This window comes from Kitasatospora sp. NPDC058184 (assembly GCF_042883725.1).
Lineage (GTDB): Bacteria > Actinomycetota > Actinomycetes > Streptomycetales > Streptomycetaceae > Kitasatospora.
Window position 1 is genome coordinate 48092 of record NZ_JBHVVE010000020.1, and the last position, 19562, is coordinate 67653.

The 19562-nt window shown below is 69.7% G+C and carries 20 protein-coding genes and 2 pseudogenes; 7 read left to right on the top strand and 15 right to left on the bottom strand.

All coding sequences use genetic code 11. The annotated features are described in order from the left end of the window. Window positions 1–19 precede the first annotated feature (19 nt). The 8 genes and pseudogenes from ACFVXH_RS30725 to ACFVXH_RS30760 all read right to left on the bottom strand — a co-directional run bounded on the left by ACFVXH_RS30725 (window position 20) and on the right by ACFVXH_RS30760 (window position 5602). A complete protein-coding gene (locus ACFVXH_RS30725) occupies window positions 20–1534 on the bottom strand; it encodes a TIGR02677 family protein (RefSeq protein ID WP_387829080.1) in 1515 nt (504 codons plus the stop codon). 210 nt (window positions 1535–1744) lie between these two features. Beyond that, complete coding sequence (locus ACFVXH_RS30730) at window positions 1745–2194, bottom strand: hypothetical protein (RefSeq protein WP_387829082.1); 450 nt, start codon at window positions 2192–2194, stop codon at window positions 1745–1747. Between the two features lie 182 nt (window positions 2195–2376). Then, window positions 2377–2508, bottom strand: a pseudogene (locus ACFVXH_RS30735) (family 1 glycosylhydrolase); the annotation flags it as partial. A gap of 424 nt (window positions 2509–2932) precedes the next feature. Then, window positions 2933–3298, bottom strand: coding sequence for a hypothetical protein (locus ACFVXH_RS30740; RefSeq protein ID WP_387829084.1), 366 nt, complete (start codon window positions 3296–3298; stop codon window positions 2933–2935). Between the two features lie 85 nt (window positions 3299–3383). After that, on the bottom strand, window positions 3384–3677 hold the full coding sequence (locus ACFVXH_RS30745; RefSeq protein WP_387829086.1) for a hypothetical protein: 294 nt from the start codon (window positions 3675–3677) through the stop codon (window positions 3384–3386). Window positions 3678–4590: 913 nt separating this feature from the next. Then, window positions 4591–5040 (bottom strand): hypothetical protein, encoded by a 450-nt coding sequence (locus tag ACFVXH_RS30750; RefSeq protein ID WP_387829088.1) that lies wholly within the window; start codon window positions 5038–5040, stop codon window positions 4591–4593. A 22-nt stretch (window positions 5041–5062) separates the two neighbouring features. Beyond that, complete coding sequence (locus ACFVXH_RS30755; RefSeq protein WP_387829090.1) at window positions 5063–5275, bottom strand: hypothetical protein; 213 nt, start codon at window positions 5273–5275, stop codon at window positions 5063–5065. A gap of 21 nt (window positions 5276–5296) precedes the next feature. Beyond that, entirely contained in the window at window positions 5297–5602 is a 306-nt protein-coding gene (locus ACFVXH_RS30760) for a polymorphic toxin-type HINT domain-containing protein (RefSeq protein WP_387829202.1), read from the bottom strand. Here ACFVXH_RS30760 and ACFVXH_RS30765 point away from each other — a divergent pair. The 5 genes and pseudogenes from ACFVXH_RS30765 to ACFVXH_RS30785 all read left to right on the top strand — a co-directional run bounded on the left by ACFVXH_RS30765 (window position 5601) and on the right by ACFVXH_RS30785 (window position 11547). Further along, entirely contained in the window at window positions 5601–6275 is a 675-nt protein-coding gene (locus ACFVXH_RS30765) for a hypothetical protein (protein ID WP_387829091.1), read from the top strand. The two genes, ACFVXH_RS30760 and ACFVXH_RS30765, sit on opposite strands and share 2 nt — an antisense overlap. Before the next feature lie 27 nt (window positions 6276–6302). Then, complete coding sequence (locus ACFVXH_RS30770; protein ID WP_387829093.1) at window positions 6303–7580, top strand: hypothetical protein; 1278 nt, start codon at window positions 6303–6305, stop codon at window positions 7578–7580. A 114-nt stretch (window positions 7581–7694) separates the two neighbouring features. Further along, window positions 7695–7841, top strand: a pseudogene (locus ACFVXH_RS30775) (pirin family protein); the annotation flags it as partial. Window positions 7842–8026: 185 nt separating this feature from the next. Beyond that, window positions 8027–8377: a trypco2 family protein gene (locus ACFVXH_RS30780; RefSeq protein WP_387829095.1), complete on the top strand. Its 351-nt coding sequence runs from the start codon at window positions 8027–8029 to the stop codon at window positions 8375–8377. Next, window positions 8374–11547 (top strand): trypsin-like peptidase domain-containing protein, encoded by a 3174-nt coding sequence (locus tag ACFVXH_RS30785; RefSeq protein WP_387829097.1) that lies wholly within the window; start codon window positions 8374–8376, stop codon window positions 11545–11547. Before ACFVXH_RS30780 ends, ACFVXH_RS30785 begins: the two co-directional genes overlap by 4 nt. A gap of 15 nt (window positions 11548–11562) precedes the next feature. Here the strand turns inward: ACFVXH_RS30785 and ACFVXH_RS30790 are convergent, their stop codons facing one another. The 5 genes from ACFVXH_RS30790 to ACFVXH_RS30810 form a co-directional block, all read right to left on the bottom strand. After that, the gene (locus ACFVXH_RS30790; protein ID WP_387829099.1) at window positions 11563–11778 is read right to left on the bottom strand and encodes a hypothetical protein; all 216 of its coding nucleotides are present in this window, start codon (window positions 11776–11778) and stop codon (window positions 11563–11565) included. Window positions 11779–12132: 354 nt separating this feature from the next. After that, window positions 12133–13473, bottom strand: coding sequence for a GH1 family beta-glucosidase (locus ACFVXH_RS30795; RefSeq protein ID WP_387829100.1), 1341 nt, complete (start codon window positions 13471–13473; stop codon window positions 12133–12135). 156 nt (window positions 13474–13629) lie between these two features. Further along, window positions 13630–14571, bottom strand: a complete 942-nt coding sequence (locus ACFVXH_RS30800) for a phosphotransferase family protein (protein WP_387829102.1) — start codon at window positions 14569–14571, stop codon at window positions 13630–13632. Between the two features lie 20 nt (window positions 14572–14591). Then, complete coding sequence (locus ACFVXH_RS30805) at window positions 14592–14720, bottom strand: hypothetical protein (RefSeq protein ID WP_255357452.1); 129 nt, start codon at window positions 14718–14720, stop codon at window positions 14592–14594. A gap of 341 nt (window positions 14721–15061) precedes the next feature. Continuing rightward, window positions 15062–16582 carry a sialidase family protein gene (locus ACFVXH_RS30810; protein WP_387829104.1) on the bottom strand — a complete coding sequence of 507 codons (1521 nt, stop codon included), beginning with the start codon at window positions 16580–16582 and terminating at the stop codon, window positions 15062–15064. 350 nt (window positions 16583–16932) lie between these two features. Here ACFVXH_RS30810 and ACFVXH_RS30815 point away from each other — a divergent pair, with 350 nt between their 5' ends. After that, entirely contained in the window at window positions 16933–17454 is a 522-nt protein-coding gene (locus ACFVXH_RS30815) for a SigE family RNA polymerase sigma factor (protein WP_053112272.1), read from the top strand. Between the two features lie 387 nt (window positions 17455–17841). Here ACFVXH_RS30815 and ACFVXH_RS30820 read toward each other — a convergent pair whose 3' ends face one another. Further along, entirely contained in the window at window positions 17842–18156 is a 315-nt protein-coding gene (locus tag ACFVXH_RS30820; RefSeq protein ID WP_387829106.1) for a hypothetical protein, read from the bottom strand. Here ACFVXH_RS30820 and ACFVXH_RS30825 point away from each other — a divergent pair. Further along, complete coding sequence (locus tag ACFVXH_RS30825) at window positions 18134–18523, top strand: hypothetical protein (RefSeq protein ID WP_387829108.1); 390 nt, start codon at window positions 18134–18136, stop codon at window positions 18521–18523. The genes ACFVXH_RS30820 and ACFVXH_RS30825 overlap by 23 nt on opposite strands. 113 nt (window positions 18524–18636) lie before the next feature. Here the strand turns inward: ACFVXH_RS30825 and ACFVXH_RS30830 are convergent, their stop codons facing one another. After that, window positions 18637–19350: a hypothetical protein gene (locus ACFVXH_RS30830; RefSeq protein WP_380738068.1), complete on the bottom strand. Its 714-nt coding sequence runs from the start codon at window positions 19348–19350 to the stop codon at window positions 18637–18639. Window positions 19351–19562 lie beyond the last annotated feature (212 nt).

The window sequence follows — 19562 nt, forward strand, 5'->3', positions numbered from 1 at the left end:
GTGCCGCTCCTGGTGGTGTTCATGCGCTGTCCTCCCGGACGACCGCCCGCAGTGCGCTCGGGCTCCGGATCTCCACCAGGTAGTCGGGCCCTTCGAACCGGCCGTGGGAGGTCCGCAGGACGGCCCGTCCGCCCTCGGGAGAAGGCCGGAGCACGATCTCCACGCGGCCGTCCGAGGTGACCGCCCGACGTGCCCCGCCGGCGTCCGGTCGTACGGCCAGCGCCCGGCCGAGGAGGTCGAGCAGCCGCTCGAAGACGGTGTGGTCCAGCACGCGCAGGTCGGAGAGCCGCACCGGGCCGTCGGTTCCCAGAACGTCCCAGGCCGCTTCGAGTTCGGCCCGCTCCTTCCGGGCCCGCTCGGCCCGGGCCGCCTTGATGCCTCCGATGTCGCGCACCTTCCCGGTGCGGGTGAACCGCTCGGTGCGGCCGCTGGTGCGCAGCAGCGCCGAGACCTCCACCGGCGGGGTCTCGGCCCAGCTGCCCGAGGAGGGCACCAACTCCGGGTCGGGGTGGGCGAGATGGGCATGCCGGGCCGACCCCAGACCGAAGGCGGCCGACCAGAGGCGGTGCAGGTCGTCCTCGGTGGGCGCGGCGGCGAACCAGCGGGCCAGCTCCCGGAAGTCCTGGACGGCGCTGGAGGAGCGGCGCCGTGACTCGGTGATCCGGTCGAGAACCTGGAGGAGCGTCACGATCGCCCGCCGCGCCACGTCGTGCAGCTGCTCCACGCGGGGCCGTGCCCCGTCGGCCGGCCGGAACCAGGACCGGAGCCCCTCCCAGCGCGCCCGGCGCCGCTCCAGCCAGGCCGGCGCGGGATCGCCGTCGGCGACCGGCGGCAGCTCGGCGCCCCGCAGCGCCCGCGCGTGCAGCAGGCTCACCCCGAGCCGCTCCACACGCTCGACGGCGGTGGCGACCGCCTGGCCCCGCTGGTCGAGGTTGACGAGGAACTCCTGGAGATAGGCCACCGTCGCGGCCTTCACCTCGCGGAAGGTCGCCAGGTCCGCACCTTCGGCGCGCAGCAGGCGCTGCAACTCGCCGTTGAACGCCTTGGTGTTGGCCAGCAGCGCCTCCAGGTGGCCCTCCAGCTCCTGCAGCGTGGTGAAGACCCGACGGTCCGAGGACGCGGAGTCGCCCAGCAGGACGTACAGCTCGTCGAGCCGGTCCGTGATCGCCTCCAGCACCGCCGTCTGGAGCGCCCCCGTCGAGGCGAGGACGAACAGGGCGTGCTCGACCCCGGCGGACGCGGCCTCACCACGTCGGGTCAGCGAGTACTGGAGGTTGCGGCGCTCGTACTCCTCGGCGGTGCGGTAGTTCTCCGCGTGGTTCTGGACGACGTCCAGCAGCTGCCACTCCCTGAGCTTGCGCAGCGCCTCCTGGAGGTCGTCGTCATGGATCGCATCGAGCCAGCCCACCGTCCGCAGCCGGGTGCGGACCTCGTCCAGCCCGAGCGCGGTCTCCAGCCGCTCGTTGGCCGCTCCGAAGGCCTGAAGGATCGCACCGTAGAGTTCGGCCTTCTCCCCCGTCGTGAACCGGAACATCTCCGGCGGCACCCTGCGCAACCGCTGCCCTCCCCGTCTTCCGAGCATCACAGTACGCGGACGCGCCGACGCCCGACGACGCGGTTGTCGACCGGCCAGGTCGGAGTGCGGCAGGTACAGCTGGTGCAGGTGCGCCCGGGCCTCCGGGGAGGCCTGTGTCCCGGCTCCGGCAACGGCCGGTGAGGTTTCACAGAGCTGAACGCGCTCGGATCAGTTCTCTTCCGTCCCCGCCATCCCGCTCGCCTCCGCGATCCCCTCGACCGTCGCGCGGTCGCTCGCCCGCCGGCCCTCAGCGGCGTCAAGCCGGTCGCGCATGTCCCGCAGGCGGGCCGGATCGGAAGCGACCTCCGGCGGTACGAGCGACATGACCCCCTTGGCCCGCTCGCCGTCGCCGAGGTCGGCCACCACACCGTCGGCGCGGTCCTCGTGTCCGGGCACCAGGGCACCGAGCAGGCCGAGGAGAACGAGCAGTTCGCGCTGCACCGCGGGTGTGAACAGCTCCCGTTCCTCTGCGTCCAGCTTCACCTTGATCCGCCCACCACCGAGCTCGGCATAGCCGCGCAGGAGATCCATCAGAAGCTTGAACTGCCGCTCGGGCATCAGGACCTGGAGCGACTCGATGTAGAGCTTCAGCCGCAGCGCCGGTAGTTCCGCGTCCATCCGGGCCTCCCTGGTACGTCAGTCGACCGGAATCCTCACCGATCGTAGTCACCCGATGGCACGGGTGGCGAGGACAGGTGACAGCGCGCGGAGGCGGGCGGAGTTCCCATGGCCGTCAAGGATCGGACGACACTCCCTTCCCCGCCGCGATCCTGACCCGCACCCCCTTGCCCAGGCCTTGACTAACGTCCGAATTTCGCATGGTGGGCGGCGATCAGGTCGCGATACCAGGCGTAGGAGGCCTTCGGGGTGCGCTGCCGGGTGGCGAAGTCGACGTGGACGAGGCCGAAGCGCTGGTGGTAGCCCTCGGCCCATCGAACAGGCTGTCATTGCAGCGAGGCCGCAACAGCGGGCCCTCGGCCGTACCCAAGTCAGCTACTTCGCAGGCAAGTTGCACAAAATCCCTCGCGCGTCGCAAACCATGCCCAGTAGGTCGGTTCGCTATCGCCGAGTTGGGTGATCATCAACAAGCCGTCGTGCGAGCCCGAGCGGATCCGAGCTACCCCGGAGACTATGGTCCACCTCTGGTCCGGACAAACGGACCGCGGTTACTGACGGTCAGAAATCTGCACGTCGAGCACAGGCCACCGAAGCGGACGTGCGATACCTCAGGCCAGAACCGTGACGGATACGATCACTGCCAAGTGGATGGCCCCCGCCCCGCCCTGGCAATCCCCTTCGAACCGAAACGGGCCGGCGCCAAAGAACCCCGAGCCGTATCAGATATGTCATGTCGTCTCAGCCCGAAGAGCCGAACCGCCTGTAGATCTCCCACAGCTCGCAGTGCCCAGTAGCCCCTACCGTCCGCCCGACGAACGACGGCGGCCGAACGTCAACCGAGAGCCGTTCAATGACTTCGGAGGCGTGAGCCGAGACCTCCCCTGGATTCCCGGGCCAGATGATCGCCCCCTCCACCATGCCTTCAAACTCATCCTCCAATACCGACGCATCATCTGCTGGGATCGCAGAGAAGGCGAAGAGGCATTGGTCGACGTCGTCCGAGTCGAACCGAGTGGCGAGCGTCCGGAAGTACCACCACACCCCGCTCCTGGTCTCCAGCCGAGCGAAGCCCTCACGAGCTCCGTCGCGCCAGTCGAAGATCACGACTGGTCGCATCATCGGGTTTTCGTTGTCCACAGACGTCAACGCCTCTTCTCCACCCTTCCAAAGGCTCCGTCAACCGATCCGGCTACTGCCTCGGGGCTAGGTTTCCGAACCCAGTCCTCGCCAACTGCGCCACAGCCTCTGCGATCGCTTCGCGGGTCACCGACGGAATAACCAGCAGATTGACCGCAGTCATGATCCGGCCGGCCTCAACCGCCGCCTTCGCATCCTGCGCCAAGCGCTCCTCGTCGTAGACGGTCAGGTCATAGACAGCATCACCGACCCGAACCTCAACGCCGAAGAGCCTCCCCTTGCGCTCGACCTCGAACTCGTACCCGTTGAGGTCCGTCGAGAACTTGATCTCATAGGAGCCGAACACTTCGATGCCTCCCGCTACCTCTTCAACGTCTTAATCTTCGAAAGCTCTACTTCGAACTGAGATGGAGTCAGTTTGACTCCAGGTGCAGGCCCAACCTCATAGTGCCCATTACTCGGCTTCCCCCTCAGCTCGACGCGGAGCGTACTTGGAACCGAACTCGTATCGACTTCATGCGGGACCATGGACTTCGGCAGCTTACTGGCCTTGCCGAAGACGGAAAGACCACCGTCACTTTCAACGAAGCCGGTCTGCGGATTCACCTGGTAGCCCATCCTGCACGGAGCGAACGTGACGGGCTCCCCGGGGCGGGCGCCCCGGAAGCACGTGGCCGGAGACTCGTAGTCATCGTTCCACCGGGCGACAGGCCGGGGTGCTGGCTGCCGCTGGCTCCAGGGTGGTTGCGCTGTCGCGTTGCCGGAGAGTGATCACGGGTCCGACTGGCCGTGGGGCGGCTGATCGATGACCCTGATCCATCCGGATCACCTCGTCTGGCTAGGGGCAATGCGTGACGGGCTGCGGCAGTCGACAGAAGGGTCTTGCTGACGGACCGACAGATCGTTGTCACTCACGGCAACGAAGGCGGATCCGGAGGCTTGGGACCATTTGGGGACCAGCCTGGGAGCCCACCTGGTGAGCGCCCATGAGCGCTTACGGACATCTATGTACGAACTTGAACCCGACTGAGCATCGACCGGGTTTGGGATCTGCCGACGTTCGCTGTCCGCGGTGAACATCAACTTCCCTTGAAACCGGTGCGGTTGGGCAACAGAAAAGCCGAGGCCTCAAGGCCTCGGCTTTCGAAACTAGTTGAGCCCATCGACCGCAAGGGCCCCGGCTGAAATCCCTTTCAGCAGGGGCCCCGCTCATCGTGCTGGCACAAGCGCCACGCTGAGAGGTCACGGGCCCTCGGGTTCTAGATGAACGGACCATCCAAAACCTCGAACGAACAAAGTCGCGACACAACATACTGCTTGGAATAGCTGTTCGATTCATCACGGATCGCCCGCGCCGACCACTCGTCCGGCCCCGGATCCAGGTCCAGGACGAAGAATCCGTCGACACTGCCGACCTTTAGCCCATCCGAGAGAACCTGCAAGGGATACGCCCGAGTCTCGGCAAGGCGGTACTCGTTAATGCCGTGCATGACGATTCTCACCAGCTTCCACCCGAACAGACCGCCGGCCGCCCCCCTTCCCCCTGGATCCGTCCGGTCCATCGCCTGGACCTCCACCATGATCGTCCGACCGGCCTCATTGCCCCGTGGAAGGACGATGAAGATGCCAGAGATCACGCCGTCCTCGAATCCCAGAAATCTCCCAAGAAACTCGGGAATAGATTCAGTCGAAAGGTGAATTCCGGTCATTTATATTCACTCACTTCCGGGGTCACAGGTTCCAGCCCGAAGGCAATTTTTTCGGATCGATATGTTCAGCATTTGAACCATGGCCACCACCTGGGGTTCCTGGCGGATCAATCACATGGCCGTGAGGTCCGCCAAAGTTATGATCCTTGAAGTCGAAATGGCCGACCGCATTTCCATTCTTGTCATAAATGGTGTTCTGAACAGGGGTGCCGTCCTTTCCCGTCCTCGTGTACACCGAATCCGGCGTTCCACCTGTTCATGGAGGCCTTTCCGTCCCCCAGGAGTGCCCCCCTTGGGGCGTTGTCCCGCCGCCGCAGGGGTCATACGGGGCAGGTGTGTTGTTATGGACGAGGACTGGCGTGACACCTGCCAGCACATAGTACGTGTGAAGATTTGCAACTGTGAGGTCATAGGTGCGCCCCTCGGCTGCGCGGCGGGCCACGCCAGTCAGTACTGCAGGGCTCCCGTCCGGTTTCCGGAGCTGTTCACCAGCCCTCAAATCGCGGGCGTTCTCCCACCGCTGGGCAACAGCGTTCCAGAACGGATGGTGTGCGGTCATCATGAGGGTCGTCGCCACCACCTACGACATCACCCCGACTGTCTGGCACCCGCACACCAGCCCCGCTCCGGGCTTCGCCGACAGCCGCACCACTGCCGAGTGCACCAACGGCGGCGCAAACCCGCAGGACAACCCGGGCTGGGTCGGCAGCAACCAGAGCATCAGCCTAGTCGTCAACAGCTGGTCCCCTACCGGGCAAAACCTCTACACGGGCTTCCACATGTGGGACGACGACGACCACAGCTTCGGCATCGCCGAAGGCGGTTGGGGCGGAAGCTACAACGACCCCGGCTACACCCTTCCCATCGGCTCACTCGCCGACGGGCACCAGTACGGCTGGTACGCCCAGGCCACCGACGAGGCCCTCACCTCACCCATCGCCGGCCCGTGCTACTTCCGCGTCGACCGGACCAACCCACGGGCGAGCATCAGCTCACCCGAGTTCCCTCCGTTCGGGACACCCAACGACCACCCCACCCGGTTCGCGAACGATCCCCAGCACCCGGGCACCTTCGTCATCAACGCCGAGGACCCGGCCCCCGGCCCTGGTCTGCGCGCCTCCGGTATCGCCTGCGTACGCTTCAGTACCGACCCGACCCCGGTCGTCGGCTGGCAATGCGGCCAATCCGGCACCCAAGCCCCGGGCACGGCAGTCACGTTCGCACCGACCCGATGAGGCACCAACGCCGTCTACGTGTGGGCGATGGACGTCGCGGGCAACTACAGCCAGCGTGCCAACTACACCTTCTACGCCCCCTGGAAGCCTGGTATCGCCCCGATCTTCGGCGACACCGACGGCGACCGGATACCCGATATCGTCACCCCCGACGCTGCCGGAAACCTGCGCACCCTCAGCGGCAACAACGATCCTGCGCGCGCCATCACCGCCACCGCTGCGAGCGCACCGCGAAACGGCGTCAACGACACCACCACAAGCTGGGCCGACTACCAGATCACGCACCGCGGTACGCTCAACGAGGCCGGAGCGCTGGACCAGCTGATCGTCCATAACACCGGCGATGCCAGCCTCAAGAAGCACCTCTACCTGATCGACAATGACGGCACCGGCCGGTACGACCAGTACACGAAGATTCCGCTGACCCGACAGAAGTCCACCGGGTGCGCCGTCGTGCCGTCCTCCGGCCTGGCCTGCCCGGCCGACCGGCCGTTCGCCATCGACTGGTCCCAGGTCACCCAGGTGATCGCCCTCGGCACCCCCGACGGCGAGCTGACACAGAACTTCCCGGCCACCCCGACCGAGCCGGCCCAGACGAAAATCATCAGCCAGACTTCGCTGCTGACCGTCGAGGGTGGACGGCTCTGGCTGCACGACGCCAGCGAGCTGAAGTGGAACGAGGTCAACTCCCCGGCCCTGCTCATTCCCACCGCCCCCGGAACGGGCAGCTGGGACGACTACGATCTCATCAACCCCGGCCCCGCGAACGGCGTGACCAAGACTCCAGGCCTCACCGACGCCTGGCAAGCCACCCTGTGGGCCAGGAACCGCACCACCGGCGACGTCTTCGCCTACCCGATCACCCGCACCGCGGACGGCAAGTCCGACTTCAGCGCGCTGACCAAGCCCAACGGCGGCCGACTGATCGACACCGGCGACGGCCTGACCGCCGCCGCCAACCCCAGGATCGGCGCCGCCGACTTCAACGGTGACGGCTTCGCCGACCTCTGGGCCATCAACACCTCCAGTGCCATCACCGTCTTCAGCGGCGGAACCGCCACCGCGACACCGGGCAAGGTCGATGGCTTCACAGGCCTCTCGGTCATGGGCGACGCCACAACGAGCGCCTCCCTGCGCTCCAACCAGGTTCCCTGGCAGTGCGTCGACGCTGCGGGTGGCCCGCGCGCCGGCGCCGAGATCTCCGTCTACACCTGGGGGCAGACTAAACAACACGAGCCACAAATGCGAGTAGGGCTCCTTTCAAGGCGAGCCGGCGGCCCAAATCCAGAGCCGAGTGCCATATAGCCCGCAAGGGCCTGGCCCTCAGGGGCCGCCGCACCGATCACCCCACCCGGCCACACCGACCACAGGTGCGCCATCGCAACCCCAGAACCAGAGCCACGATCATCAGATCGCCAGTGGTGGAACTTCATCGGCCGCGCCAACGAGGAGATCGCCCAGACCCGCGCCGACTGGCAGTCCGGCACCCGCTTCGGCGAAGTCCATGGCTACGCCCGCGCCCGCCTGCCCGCCCCGGAGCTGCCGCTGACGCCACTGAAGCGCAGGGCCACGAGCGCTGAGCTGGCGCCGGTAGCTGTGCGGCGGGCTGTATCGGGGCGCATCGATGGTGCTCGACACGCCCCACCGCACTCCAGTGCGTTCGGCGGCGTTGTCCGGATCGCCCGCCCGCACCAGAATCGATGTGATAAGGATAGCGGTTGAGGGCGGGCCGGACGGGGGGAGTCGGAGACGTGCGCAATCCGCTGGAGAACGTGGAACTCTCCGAGGCCGTGCAAGGTCTGCGGGACCAGTTGATGGCCGCCGCAGACGCTGCAGACGGCCAGCGCATCAGGTTCGAGGTCGACGAGATCACGCTGGACTTCTCGGTCGAGCTGCGACGCGATGCGACGGCCAAGGCGGGGTTCAAGGCATGGGTGGTCTCCGGCGACGCCCAGGTGGGGGTGGCGCAGAACGCCGTCCACAAGGTGTCCGTGAAGTTGAAGCCGACGGACTCGGCCTTCGGCGGGCCGATCGAGATCGGCAGCCGGGCCGCGGTCGACCTGGGTGACTTCGAGCATCCGTCCGGGCTGCGCGGCGGATGAGCGTCCGGTCCATCGAACGCATCGCCATCGTCCAGGGAGCGCGGCAGGGCAGCGGCTTCCTGCTGGACTCCCGCCTGGTGCTCACCTCGGCCCACCTGTTCGACGGGGACAACGGGGTCGCTCGCGTCGCCGTCCCCGGAGGCGCGGGGATGCGCAACTGCCGCCCAAGGTGGTGCCGTTACGACGAGGCGTGCGACGCGGCCCTGCTCGAAGCGGACGACGACCTGGTCAGGGACGCCACGACGTGCCGGATCTCCGACGTCCGCTGGGGCCGGACGACGGGCCTGGCCGCGTGGGAGAACTGCGAAGCCGTGGGGTACCCGCTCATCTCGCTGCGGGACGGGACGCGACCGGACACTGAGCAGATCGTCGGCACGCTGAAGCCGGGGTCGTCGATCCTGCGCGGCCGCTACATCCTGGACAGCTCCCACACACCGCCGCCAACGGCTGGCGTTCCCGGCACATCGCCCTGGCAGGGGATGTCGGGCGCCGCGCTCTTCGCCGGAGAATTCCTGATCGGTGTGGTCTCCGGGGACCCGGGACGGTGGGCGCACGCACGGGTGGAAGCCGTTCCAATCTCGGTCGTGGTGGCTGACCTCGGGTTCCAGCGGGCGATGCAGGCAGCCGCAGGGCTGCGGCCGGAAGTGGTGGAGATCGGCAGGTCGGCACCGCCCTCGGTGCATGAGGCCTCCACCTCCCGCGCAGGCGACTGGCTCCGGATCGCCGACGCCGACCCGATCTCCTTCGGAGTCAATCGCGCGCCGGACGCCGCCGGTCATCCGGAAGTGGTGCAGTACGTGCCACGCGACGTCGACGCCCAACTTGACGCCCGACTGGAAGCGCTGGCGGAGACCGGCGGAATACTGCTCCTGACCGGGGATTCGGCGGCGGGCAAGTCGCGGGCCCTGTTCGAAGGCATGGTTCGCAATCTCCCGGAGCGGTCGGTCTGCAAGCCGGATCCCGACGCCGACCTGGCCTTCCTGCACTCCCCCTCCGAAATCGAATACGAGAGCGTCGTGTGGCTCGACGACCTGCACACCTACCTGCGGTCCGACGGGCTGACGCCGTCTCTGCTCGACCGGCTCGTCCGCCGGGGCACGGTCGTGCTCGCGACGCTGCGCACCGAGTTCTACGAGCACTACACGGATGGGGAGGACGCGCCGTCACTCTCGCAGAGCAGCGGGCCGCGTCTGCCGTCCTCGCCGGGCAGGGTGATCCGCGCTGCGCACCACCTCACGCTGGACCGGATCTGGACCGACGACGAGCGGCAGGCCGCGTCGGCGCGCCAGGACCCGCGCGTCGTCGCGGCCTTGAGCGCCGACCGGGCGCACGGGGTGGCGGAGTACCTGGCGGCGGGGCCGCAGGTCCTCAAGCGGTGGAAGGCCGCCTCCCGGGTGCGGGGCAACCCCCGGGGGGCCGCGCTCGTCGAGGCTGCGGTCGCCCTTGCCCGCACGGGTGTGGACAGTGCGCTGCCACCGGATTCACTGGAACGCCTCCACGAGTACTTCCTCGACCTGGCGGGCGGTCCAGCGCTGCGTCCGGAGGACATGGCGGACGCATGGAAGTGGGCGTCCCGGATCGTGCTGGGCGTGACCAGTCCCCTGGTGCCGGGCCGGGGCGGAACGTGGAAGCCGTTCGACTACCTAGTGTCCGATGCTGCGCGCCGGGCCCGTCCGAACGAACTCCCGGAGCAGGTGTGGGAAGAGACGCTGCGCGTCGTGGACGATACGCGCCGGGTGCTGGTGTCGACCGTCGCCAAGGCGGCGGGCCGGCCGGAGGTGGCCAAGGAGGTGCTCCGTCCCCTCGCGGAGGCAAACGATCCAGACGGCCTGATCAATCTGGGGGTGCTGCTGGCAGAGGAGGAAGAATACGACGGCGCCGCCCGCTGCTTCGAGCGCGCTGCCGCTCTGGGCGACTCCATGGGGGCACACAATATGGGTGCCGTCTCCTTCATGCGGGGGGATCTGGAAGCGGCCCGGGAGTGGTACGAGCGCGCGATCCAGAGTGGGGAGCGGATGTCGATCGGAGCCCTCGGCCTGGTTCACGAGAAACTAGGCGACCAGGACGAGGCGGTGGCACTCTGGAAGCGCGGTACCGAGGCCGGAGATCCCGGGAGTGCGCTGCACTACTCGGACTGGCTGAGGTCGAAATGGCAGTCGGTCGAAGCCGTCGAAGCCCTGAGAGTTGCTGCTGACGGCAAGATCCCGATCGCCGCCCTCTCGTACGCCGGTGTCCTCCTGCATAGGAAGGACCACAAGACGGCGAATGCCTACGTGTCGCGTGCCTACGCCGCAGCGGTTGAGCAGGGGGAGCTGGGTGATCCGATCGGCTGTCTGATGGCCGGTGTGACGGCGTACTCCTTCGGCGACGTCCGGCTGGGGAAGAAATGGTGGAGCCGGGCGCAGGAGCGTGGCTGCCCCTCGGACTGGGTGGTCCTGGAGGCGGAGGAGGGCTCGTCCGGACTGCGGCACCTGGCTTTCAGCCAGGTCTGCCTGGACAGACTCGGAGAGGAGGAAGCCCGTTCGCTCATGCAGTTGCTCTGGGCCGGCGACTGCCAGGAGTGCGGGTACCCCTTGGGCGACGGTGTTCCAGCGCTCCACGTGGATGACACCTTGATGATGGCCTACGCGCGGCTCTTCCACTTCGGACTGTGCCGGTATCCGCACTGGAACGAGTCGGCCCTGACCCAGATAGCCAAAAACGCCGGCATCAGCTGGAAGGCATTCACCGCCGGAGTGCCCATGGGGGAGGGATTCGGCCCGCTCTGCCTTCCCGCCCTCGTGGTCAACCCGTCTTTCGAGATCGCCCAGTTGGTCCGCAGCGGGGAGCGCTGGACGGCGACGGCGGCGTGCGGGCCCCGGTCGAATGGCGCCCAGGTGATCGACCTGCGACCGGTGTGGTCCGGGCTGCCGCCCAGGTCCTCCGACGGGCGCGCCTGGGCACTCACCGGCCCCGGCGAGGTTGCGGTGGTAACGCCCGGGCAGGCCTGGAGCGCTCCGGCGACCGAGGCGTTCATCGCGCTGGTGGAGCAGTACGGCGGAATGCTGCTCATCACGGCGAGCACCGTCGGGCCCGAGTCCGAGGCCTCGGTGGATGTCCTGGCGGATGTCCTGCAGGCCTGGGACTCGATGACGAGGTGGGTCCCCTTGGCGCCTGGGGCTCCGGGGTAGGCCGTTCCCTGCGGATCATTCGATTGGCTGCTGCCCATTGCAGACGCCCCGCAGCACGAGATCGACCGCCGCTTCCACGCCATCGTCACCGACGTAGTCGGCGCCCCGACCGAACTGGTCAACGAGCACGGCGCCCTGGCCTGGCAGCAGCGCACCGCGCTGTGCGGCCACCCGCTGCCTGACGCGGTCGAGAGCATCGACTGCCCGCTGTGCTTCCCCGGGCAGTTCCACGACGCCGAGACCGGCCCGCACTGCAACGTCTTCCGGTACTACGGCCCGGCCACCGCCCACTCTCTCAGCCCCGACTCGCTGGGCCTCGATCCGGACCTGATCGACCTGTACCACGCGATGCCAGCAGCGTCGAACAGAAACAGGCCCACAACTGGGCCAACACGGCGATCACGCCTGGCTTAAAGGCCTCTACAAAATCCGATTCAGCTCAAACCGCTGGTGACGGCCTTCTCAACCATCGAACACCCTGTCTTCACACCCTATGGTCGGGCGCGGCCACCTGCCCGCGCCCGACCAGCGCACTCATCAACCTGGACCGATCCCACCATGTGCCACGGCCGCCATCGATCTCAACTAACCAGCCCGATAAAGCCGATGAGTTGCAATCAGGTTTCGATACCAGGTGTACGAGGCCTTCGGGGTGCGCTGCTGGGTGGCGAAGTCGACGTGGACGAGGCCGAAGCGCTGGTGGTAGCCCTCGGCCCATTCGAAGTTGTCGAGGAGGGACCAGGTGTAGTAGCCGCGGATGTCGATGCCTTCGGCGGTGGCCTGGGCGAGGGCGTCGAGGTGGGCGGACATGAAGTCGATGCGGGGCTGGTCTGGGGTGGTGGACTCCTCGACGGAGCAGCCGTTCTCGGTGATGGTGAGGGGCGGGAGGGCCTTGCCGTACGACTCGCGGAGGTTGAGGAGGAGTTGGCGGAGGGCGTCGGGGACGACGGGCCAGCCGAAGGCGGTGTGGGGGACGTCGGGGATGTCGACGAGGTCGAAGGGGAGGCCGGGTTCGGTGGCGGCGGCGACGCGGGTGGGGTTGTAGAAGTTGAGGCCGAGGCCGTCGAGGCCGGGGGTGTGGATGAGGTCGAGGTCGCCGGGGTGGACGGCGCCGAAGATGTCGTCGGGGACGCCGAGGGCGGAGAGGTCGGGGTAGCGGCCGAGGAGGACGGGGTCGGTGAACAGGCGGTTGTGGAGGGCGTCGTAGGCCTCGGCGGCGGCGAGGTCGGCGGGTGAGGGGGTGGCCGGCTCGACGGGGGTGAGGTTGTTGGAGAGCATCGCCTCCAGGCCGCGGTCGTGGAGGACGGTGGCGGCCAGGCCGTGGGCGAGGAGCTGGTGGTGGGCGGCGGGGAGGGCCTCGAACATCAGGGTGCGGCCGGGGGCGTGGGTGCCCAGGGCGTAGCCGAAGACGGTGTGGACGAAGGGCTCGTTGAGGGTGATCCAGGCGGGGACGCGGTCGCCGAGGCGGTCGGCGACGATCCCCGCGTACTCGGCGAAGCGGTACGCGGTGTCGCGGTTCAGCCAGCCGCCGTGGTCTTCGAGGCCCTGCGGGAGGTCCCAGTGGAAGAGGGTGGGCAGCGGGGTGATGCCGGCTTCGAGGAGGGCGTCGACGAGGCGGTCGTAGAAGGCGAGGCCGGCGGCGTTCACGGCGCCCGCGCCGGTGGGCTGGACGCGGGACCAGGCGACGGAGAAGCGGTAGCCGTCCAGTCCAAGGCCCTTCATCAGGGCGATGTCCTCGGGGTACCGGTGGTAGTGGTCGCAGGCCACCGCGCCGGTGTGGCCGTCGCGGACGGCGCCGGGGCGGGCGGCGAAGGTGTCCCAGACGGAGGGCCCGCGGCCGTCCTCGTTCACCGCCCCCTCGATCTGGTAGGCGGCGGTGGCGGCACCCCAGCGGAACCCCGCCGGCAGGTCGAAGCGGTCCGGCATGACAGCCTCCTGACGGAAACATGAGGAGAAGTCATGTTACCGGCGCGGCGCCGAAACACCAGAGTGGGACGACGGAAGGGACCGGAGCCCCGCAGAGGGCCTCGGTCCCTTCCGTCGTCCGGTGGCCAGGGGGTGAGGGGCTCGCCCCCGGCCCCGTCACCACACGTCGGCGAGCTCCCGCAGCAGTTCGACCACCCGTGCCGTCTGCGCCGGCCCGAGCCGCGGGTCCGGCGCCACCGAGGTGAAGACCAGGGCCAGCATCACCGCCGCGTCCAGCCGGTAGAGGAGGTCGGCCGCGGGGGTGACGGAGGACTTCCCGCCCGCGGCCTCGTAGCCCTGGCGGATCGCCCGCTCGTCCAGGCCGTTCTCCGGGATGAGCGCGTACTCGGACATCCGCGCCAGTTCCATCGCGGGGTCGCCGATCAGCACGTTGGACCAGTCGATCAGCGCGGCCACCCGCCCCTGGCTGCACAGCAGGTTCTGCCGGCGCAGGTCCAGGTGGAGCAGCGCGGGCTCGGCCGACGCCTCGGCGAGCCGGGCCGCGATCGCCGCGCGCTCGGGCAGCTCGCCCAGGCCCGGGCGGAGGTCCAGCAGCCTGCCGAACCGGTCGGGCAGCCGCTGCGCCAGCAGGTCGGGGACGGGCCGGCCGTACTGGACGACGGGCGCGAGGTCCGGGGCCGGCTTGGCGTGCAGCGCCGCGAACAGCGCCCCGACCTCGGACCAGTCCGGTGCCTGGGCGTCGGAGTCCACGAAGGCCGAGAGCAGCACCGGCGTGCCCGTCCGGGTGTACTCGATGCCCAGGGCGCGGGCGACCGGGAAGCCGTCCGGGGCCAGCCACTGGGTGATCCGGAGTTCCTGCTCCAGCAGGCCGTCCGCGCCGACGCCGACGTTGTTCGCGGTGTGGAACGTACGGGCGCGCGGCACGCGCAGCACCACGTCCTCGTGCGCCGCGCCGCTCAGCGGGCTCGCCCGGTAGACGAGGAACTCCACGCCGCTGCTGAGCACCACGGGCGGGGTGTAGCCGAGCGAGCCCGCGAGTTCGGCGAGCCCGTCCGTGACGTCCTGGTCGATCAGTTGTCCAGTGGCGGGAAGCCTCACCAGAAACCTTCCTCTGTTTGTCATTTGACGGCCAGGAAGCCCTCGAAGCAGGTGTACTTCTGGGCCGTCATGGCCTGGCCGGACCCGGCCCTGCTGCCCTGGCGACGCTCCGCCAGGGTGCGGATCAGGGTACCGGTCGAGCAGCCCACGTCGAGGAGGAGGCCGTCCTCTACGACGATGCCGGCGTAGTGCCGGGCGACCAGCTCCGGCAGTTGCGGGAACTCCCTCGGCCGGCAGCGGGGCGATGCTCGTGTGGGTCTGGAGGTCGCGGACGGCGTGGCAGTCGCCGATGACGGCCGGGAAGTCGCCCGTGGCGAGCTGGTTGGTGCTCTCCTGGGGCGGCGCGCCGGATTCCGTCGATTCCGCCACGCTGCCGTGTCGCCGTACTGCCGTGCTGCCGCGCCGACCCGGTTCGGGACGCGGCCGGGCCCGTCCTCCCGGTGGGGCGGGAGGACGGGCCCGGGTGGGTCAGCGGTGGATCAGTGGCGGGTCAGTGACGGACCGGCGGCGGCAACTGCCGCTCCCGGGCGGGCGCGGTGAAGGCGACCGGACCGGTGCTGGACGGGGTGCTGCCGCCGCGGACGGGCAGGCCGCCCTCGACGGCGTACATGGCCTCGTCGTAGGCCTGGCCGTCGGCCGGGGCCCTGCCGACCGCGAAGATCGCCACCGCCTTGCCGTCGAGCACGGAGGTGGAGAGGTAGTCGCCGACCATGGCGCCGCCTCCGGTGGCGGCGATCCGGGACAGCGGCATCGGGCCGGCGACGGTCCGCGGCGCGCTCCAGGTGGCGCCGCCGTTGGCGGAGGAGATGAAGCCGACCTCCAACTCGCAGGTGGCGTCCGTGCAGTCGGCGTTCGGATAGAAGTAGTAGTACAGCCCGAGCTTGGCGCTGCGCCCGGAGGTGGCGCGATCGACGCCGAGGCCGGGGAGGAAGTGGTCGGCGCCGCTGGTGGTGGCGTCGATCGGCACCCGGGTCACGGCGGACCAGGTGGTCCCGTCGGTCGAGGTCGCGTAGACGATGTCGTTGCCCGGGCAGCCGACCCGGAACCGGCAGTCCTGCCAGGCGACGTAGACCCGGCCGGCGCCGTCGATCTCGGCCGAGGGCAGGCCCTCGCCGTCGCGCAGGCCGCCCGCGACGCCGTGCGCCACGACGTCGGCGACCAGGACGGTGGAGCCCCAGGACCGGCCCCCGTCGGTGGAGTTGAAGGAGCGGATCGAGGTGGTGTCGGTCGAGAAGGGGACCACGACCCGGCCGTCGGGCTGCACCAGCGGCTGGCCGCCGAGGCCCAGGTTGACGCCGGAGGGGCCCGACGGGGCGGACCAGGTGGCGCCGCCGTCCCGGGAGGCGGACATCACCACCAGGTTGTCGGAGGAGGGGATGTCGACCTCGATGTAGCAGGTGCCGAAGTACGGGCTGGACGGGGTGTTGTCGCAGACGATCCACTCCTTGTCGTAGCCCTGGCCGTCGAAGCCGACCGCCCGCACCGGGTCCTGCCAGCGCAGGCCGTCGGCCGAGCGGCTGACGGTCACCCCGACGGGGTTGATCGCCGCGTCGATGACCAGGCCGGCGATCATCCAGGTGCCGTGCCTGGCGTCGTAGGCGATCGAGGGGTCGGAGGCCCGGGCCCAGTTGCCGCCGCCCTGGTGGGTGGTGATGCCGGGCAGGATGCCGTGCCGCCAGGTGGCGCCGCCGTCCCGCGAGGTGTTCCAGCTGAGGGCGGCCGAACCGCCGGCGGGGAACCGCCCGACCTGGGACGAGGAGACGATCGTGCCGCCGTAGGCGAAGGTGTCGGGCTCCACCTCGGTGGCGTGCTGGCTTCCGGTCCCGGTGTCGGTGAACGGGTCGGCGCTCACCTGCAGCAGGCGCGGTCCGCCGCCGTCGACGGTCAGGGCGTACGGGGCGGCGCCGGCGGCCGGGGCGGCGTTCCAGGCCGCGCCGGTCAGGACGAGGGCGGCCGCGGCGGCGACGGCGAACGGCCGCCGCCAGCGGGCAGGGGTGCGCGGGTGCTTCATCCGAAGCTCCTTCGCGTGGGGGGAAGGTACGGACGACGAGGGGCGGGCCGCGGTCCGAGGGCGCGGCGACCCGCCCCGGTTGGCGCGTGCGGATCGGAGGGGTTCGGCGCCGTCGAGGCTCGTGGGGGCGACGCCGCCCGATCGCGTGCCGCGCGCAGAAGTGCACACGTGTTCGCAAATCGGAAGTGTGAGCCGGATCATGACATCGCACAAGATGTGCGACCAAAACGGAACGGCGCCTCGCGGACCGTCGGGTCCGGTGCCCCTCCCCCGGCGCGGGGCGGCGCCCCCGTGGACGTGAATACTGGCTGGTTGTCATCCGTTTTCCGTGGCTGGGGCGTCCTGAAGGCATGAAGCGCGAATCGATCCTCCCGGGGGGCTCCGGATCCGACCCGTTCGACGAGTTCGTCGTAGCCCGGTACCAGGCCCTGCTGCGGGGGGCGTACCTGATCACGGGTGACGTCCACGACGCCCGGGACCTGCTGCACGACGCCCTCGCGCAGGTGTACCCGAAGCGTTCGACGATCCGGGACACGGCCGCGACCGAGGGGTACGTCCGCAGGACGATGGTCCGCACCCACGTCTCGCGCTGGCGGCGGACCAGACGCGAAGTGCTCACCTCCGCGCTGCCGGACGGACCGGCGGCCCCGGAGGGCGAACGGGACGACCAGCTGGCGGCGGCACTGGCCGGACTGCCCAAGCGGCAGCGGGCCGCCGTGGTGCTGCGCTACTACCTGGACCTGCCGGTCGCTCAGGTGGCGGAGGAGCTGGGGTGCTCGGTGCCCACGGCGAAGACGCACCTGGCGCGCGGGATCAAGGCGCTTCGACAGGACATGGAAAACGTGAGGGAGCTGGTAGGCCGTGAGCGCTGAGGACAGGTTCGAGGAGGAGCTGGTCACCCGGCTCGGAACACACGCGGCAGGGATCGCCGGCACCCCGCCGCTGGCCGAACTGCACCGGGCCGGGCGTCGGCGCGCCCGGCGGCAGGCCGCCGTACGGGGGGTGACGGCGGCCGCGGTGCTGGTCCTCGGAGCGGGAGCGCTGACGCAGCTCGGCGGCGGCGGCCCCGGGAGCGACCGTACGGGGGCGGCCGGGACGGGCCTCAGCGTGCTGACTCCGACGGCGGGGGCGACGGCGCCGGGGCACACCGCCGTGATGCTGAACTGTGTGAACGGGCCCACGTCGATGCGGACACCGGGCTGGCACCAGCACTCCAGCCGGCAGCCCTGGGAGACGCCGTCGGCGATCACCTCGTCGGGCTACTCGTCGTCGTGGACGCCGCCGCCGGGCTCCCCTTGGTTGGGCCTGTTGTCGCCTGCCACCCCTCCGCCGGGACACTCGTCCTCGGACGTCCCGTCGACGGGCACGCCGTTCTCCGGCCTCCCGTCGTCGTCCGGCTCGCCGTCGCCCCTGCCCACGGACTCGGGCTCGGGCTCGGCCTCGGGCTCGGGCTCGGCCTCGGGCTCGGGCTCGGCCTCGGGCTCGGGCTCGGCCTCGGGCTCGCCGTCGTCGCCGTCGTCGCTGTCGTCGGAAGACCCGGCGGAGGCCCGCGTGACCCGGGCGGGTGAGTCCATCGAGACGCTGGCGATGACCGACTACCCGGACCACTACTTCGGCACGTGCCGCGACAGGAACACGGACACGCTCTACGTGATGCGGGTCCCCGGCAGCGGCCTGGACGCCGCCGTGACCGCGAGGGCGGCCGACTGGCCCACGGTGAAGGTGCGGTTCGCCGACGCCGCGGGCTCCCGCGAGCAGCTCATGACCCTCCTGAACCGGATCCGCGCGGACACCGAGGAGTGGCGGACCAGGGGCGTGGTGATCGACGGGCTGACGCTCGCCATCGACGGCACCGGCGTCGTGGTCGACACCCCGCAGTGGCAGTCCGCCGAGGCGGACATCAAGGCGAAGTACGGGGCCCTGGTGGCCGAGGTCCGCTAGCGGTCCCGGTTTCAACACCATTGGCCACCAAGGGACTTGAACCAGGGCCGGAGGGCGGTGTCACCGATCGGGTCGGTGGCTCCGCTGTCCGGCGTGTCCGGGTTCCGGCGTGCTCACTCGTGGGCGCTGATCTCGCCGCCGGCGCTGAGCACGATGGAGACGCCGTTGGCGTCGACCCCGACATCGTGCTGGTTCGCCTCCAGCGTGCCGTACACCGCGTTCTCGTTGCCGAGGATCTCCGCGCGGTACCGGAGTTCGCCGACCTTCGTGACCTTGGCCGTCCAGCCGCCCGCCAGCTTGAAGGTGCCCGGCCCCTGGTGGCTGCCGCCCATCCAGGAGCGGATCCGGCCGTCCAGCGAGAGCATGACGAACATGCCGTTGGCGTCGAGCCCGTCGTCGTGCTCCTTCGTCTCCATGGTGGCGAGGACCTGACCGGCGTTGACGATCTTGGCGGTGTAGTGCTGGTTGCCGAGGTCGTGGATCTCGGCCTTGCTGCCGTCCACCAGGGTCTCGGTACGGACCCCCTGGCCCCCCTTGGGCGGGGTGGCCGACGTGGTCGCGGCGTGCCCGCTGGGCGCGGCGGCCGGAGGGGTGGCACCGCGCGTGCCGGTCGGGGTGGGCGCGGCGGAGGCCGTGGCCGGAGGCTCGGTGGCGGGCGCGGCGGGCGGCGCGGTGGCGGCGGCCGACGCGGTGGTCGGCGCGGCCGCGCCGGTCGCGCCCGACGTGGAGGAGCAGGCCGTCGCGGCGGGCACCAGCAGGGCCGCGGTCAGGACGGTTCCGGCCAGCGTACGGGCAGTGGTCGCGCGGCGGATCGTCGAGAAGGGCATGCGGTTCTCCTGAGCGAAGTGCGGGTGAGGAGCGCGCGGCGCCCTCTCCTGCGGGGACCGGAGGGCGGCTTCGCGTGCAGTTCGAAGGTAGTGCGAACAGTCGACGGAATGGAGCCTTCCGTGTCACCGAACTGCAACGCCCCTGGCCGCACGGCTCCGGTCACGCCGGCGCTGAGCCGTACTCAAATCCCCCGCCACCGCCGTCGGTACGG

Coding starts and splice junctions, on each gene's coding strand:
- ACFVXH_RS30810 (WP_387829104.1), bottom strand. CDS start 16,582: ATGAAGCACCCGCGCACCCCTGCCCGCTGGCGGCGGCCGTTCGCCGTC.
- ACFVXH_RS30785 (WP_387829097.1), top strand. CDS start 8,374: ATGAGCGTCCGGTCCATCGAACGCATCGCCATCGTCCAGGGAGCGCGG.
- ACFVXH_RS30815 (WP_053112272.1), top strand. CDS start 16,933: ATGAAGCGCGAATCGATCCTCCCGGGGGGCTCCGGATCCGACCCGTTC.
- ACFVXH_RS30830 (WP_380738068.1), bottom strand. CDS start 19,350: ATGCCCTTCTCGACGATCCGCCGCGCGACCACTGCCCGTACGCTGGCC.
- ACFVXH_RS30725 (WP_387829080.1), bottom strand. CDS start 1,534: ATGTTCCGGTTCACGACGGGGGAGAAGGCCGAACTCTACGGTGCGATC.
- ACFVXH_RS30820 (WP_387829106.1), bottom strand. CDS start 18,156: ATGGACTCACCCGCCCGGGTCACGCGGGCCTCCGCCGGGTCTTCCGAC.
- ACFVXH_RS30770 (WP_387829093.1), top strand. CDS start 6,303: ATGGACGTCGCGGGCAACTACAGCCAGCGTGCCAACTACACCTTCTAC.
- ACFVXH_RS30765 (WP_387829091.1), top strand. CDS start 5,601: ATGAGGGTCGTCGCCACCACCTACGACATCACCCCGACTGTCTGGCAC.
- ACFVXH_RS30760 (WP_387829202.1), bottom strand. CDS start 5,602: ATGATGACCGCACACCATCCGTTCTGGAACGCTGTTGCCCAGCGGTGG.
- ACFVXH_RS30795 (WP_387829100.1), bottom strand. CDS start 13,473: ATGCCGGACCGCTTCGACCTGCCGGCGGGGTTCCGCTGGGGTGCCGCC.
- ACFVXH_RS30750 (WP_387829088.1), bottom strand. CDS start 5,040: ATGACCGGAATTCACCTTTCGACTGAATCTATTCCCGAGTTTCTTGGG.
- ACFVXH_RS30730 (WP_387829082.1), bottom strand. CDS start 2,194: ATGGACGCGGAACTACCGGCGCTGCGGCTGAAGCTCTACATCGAGTCG.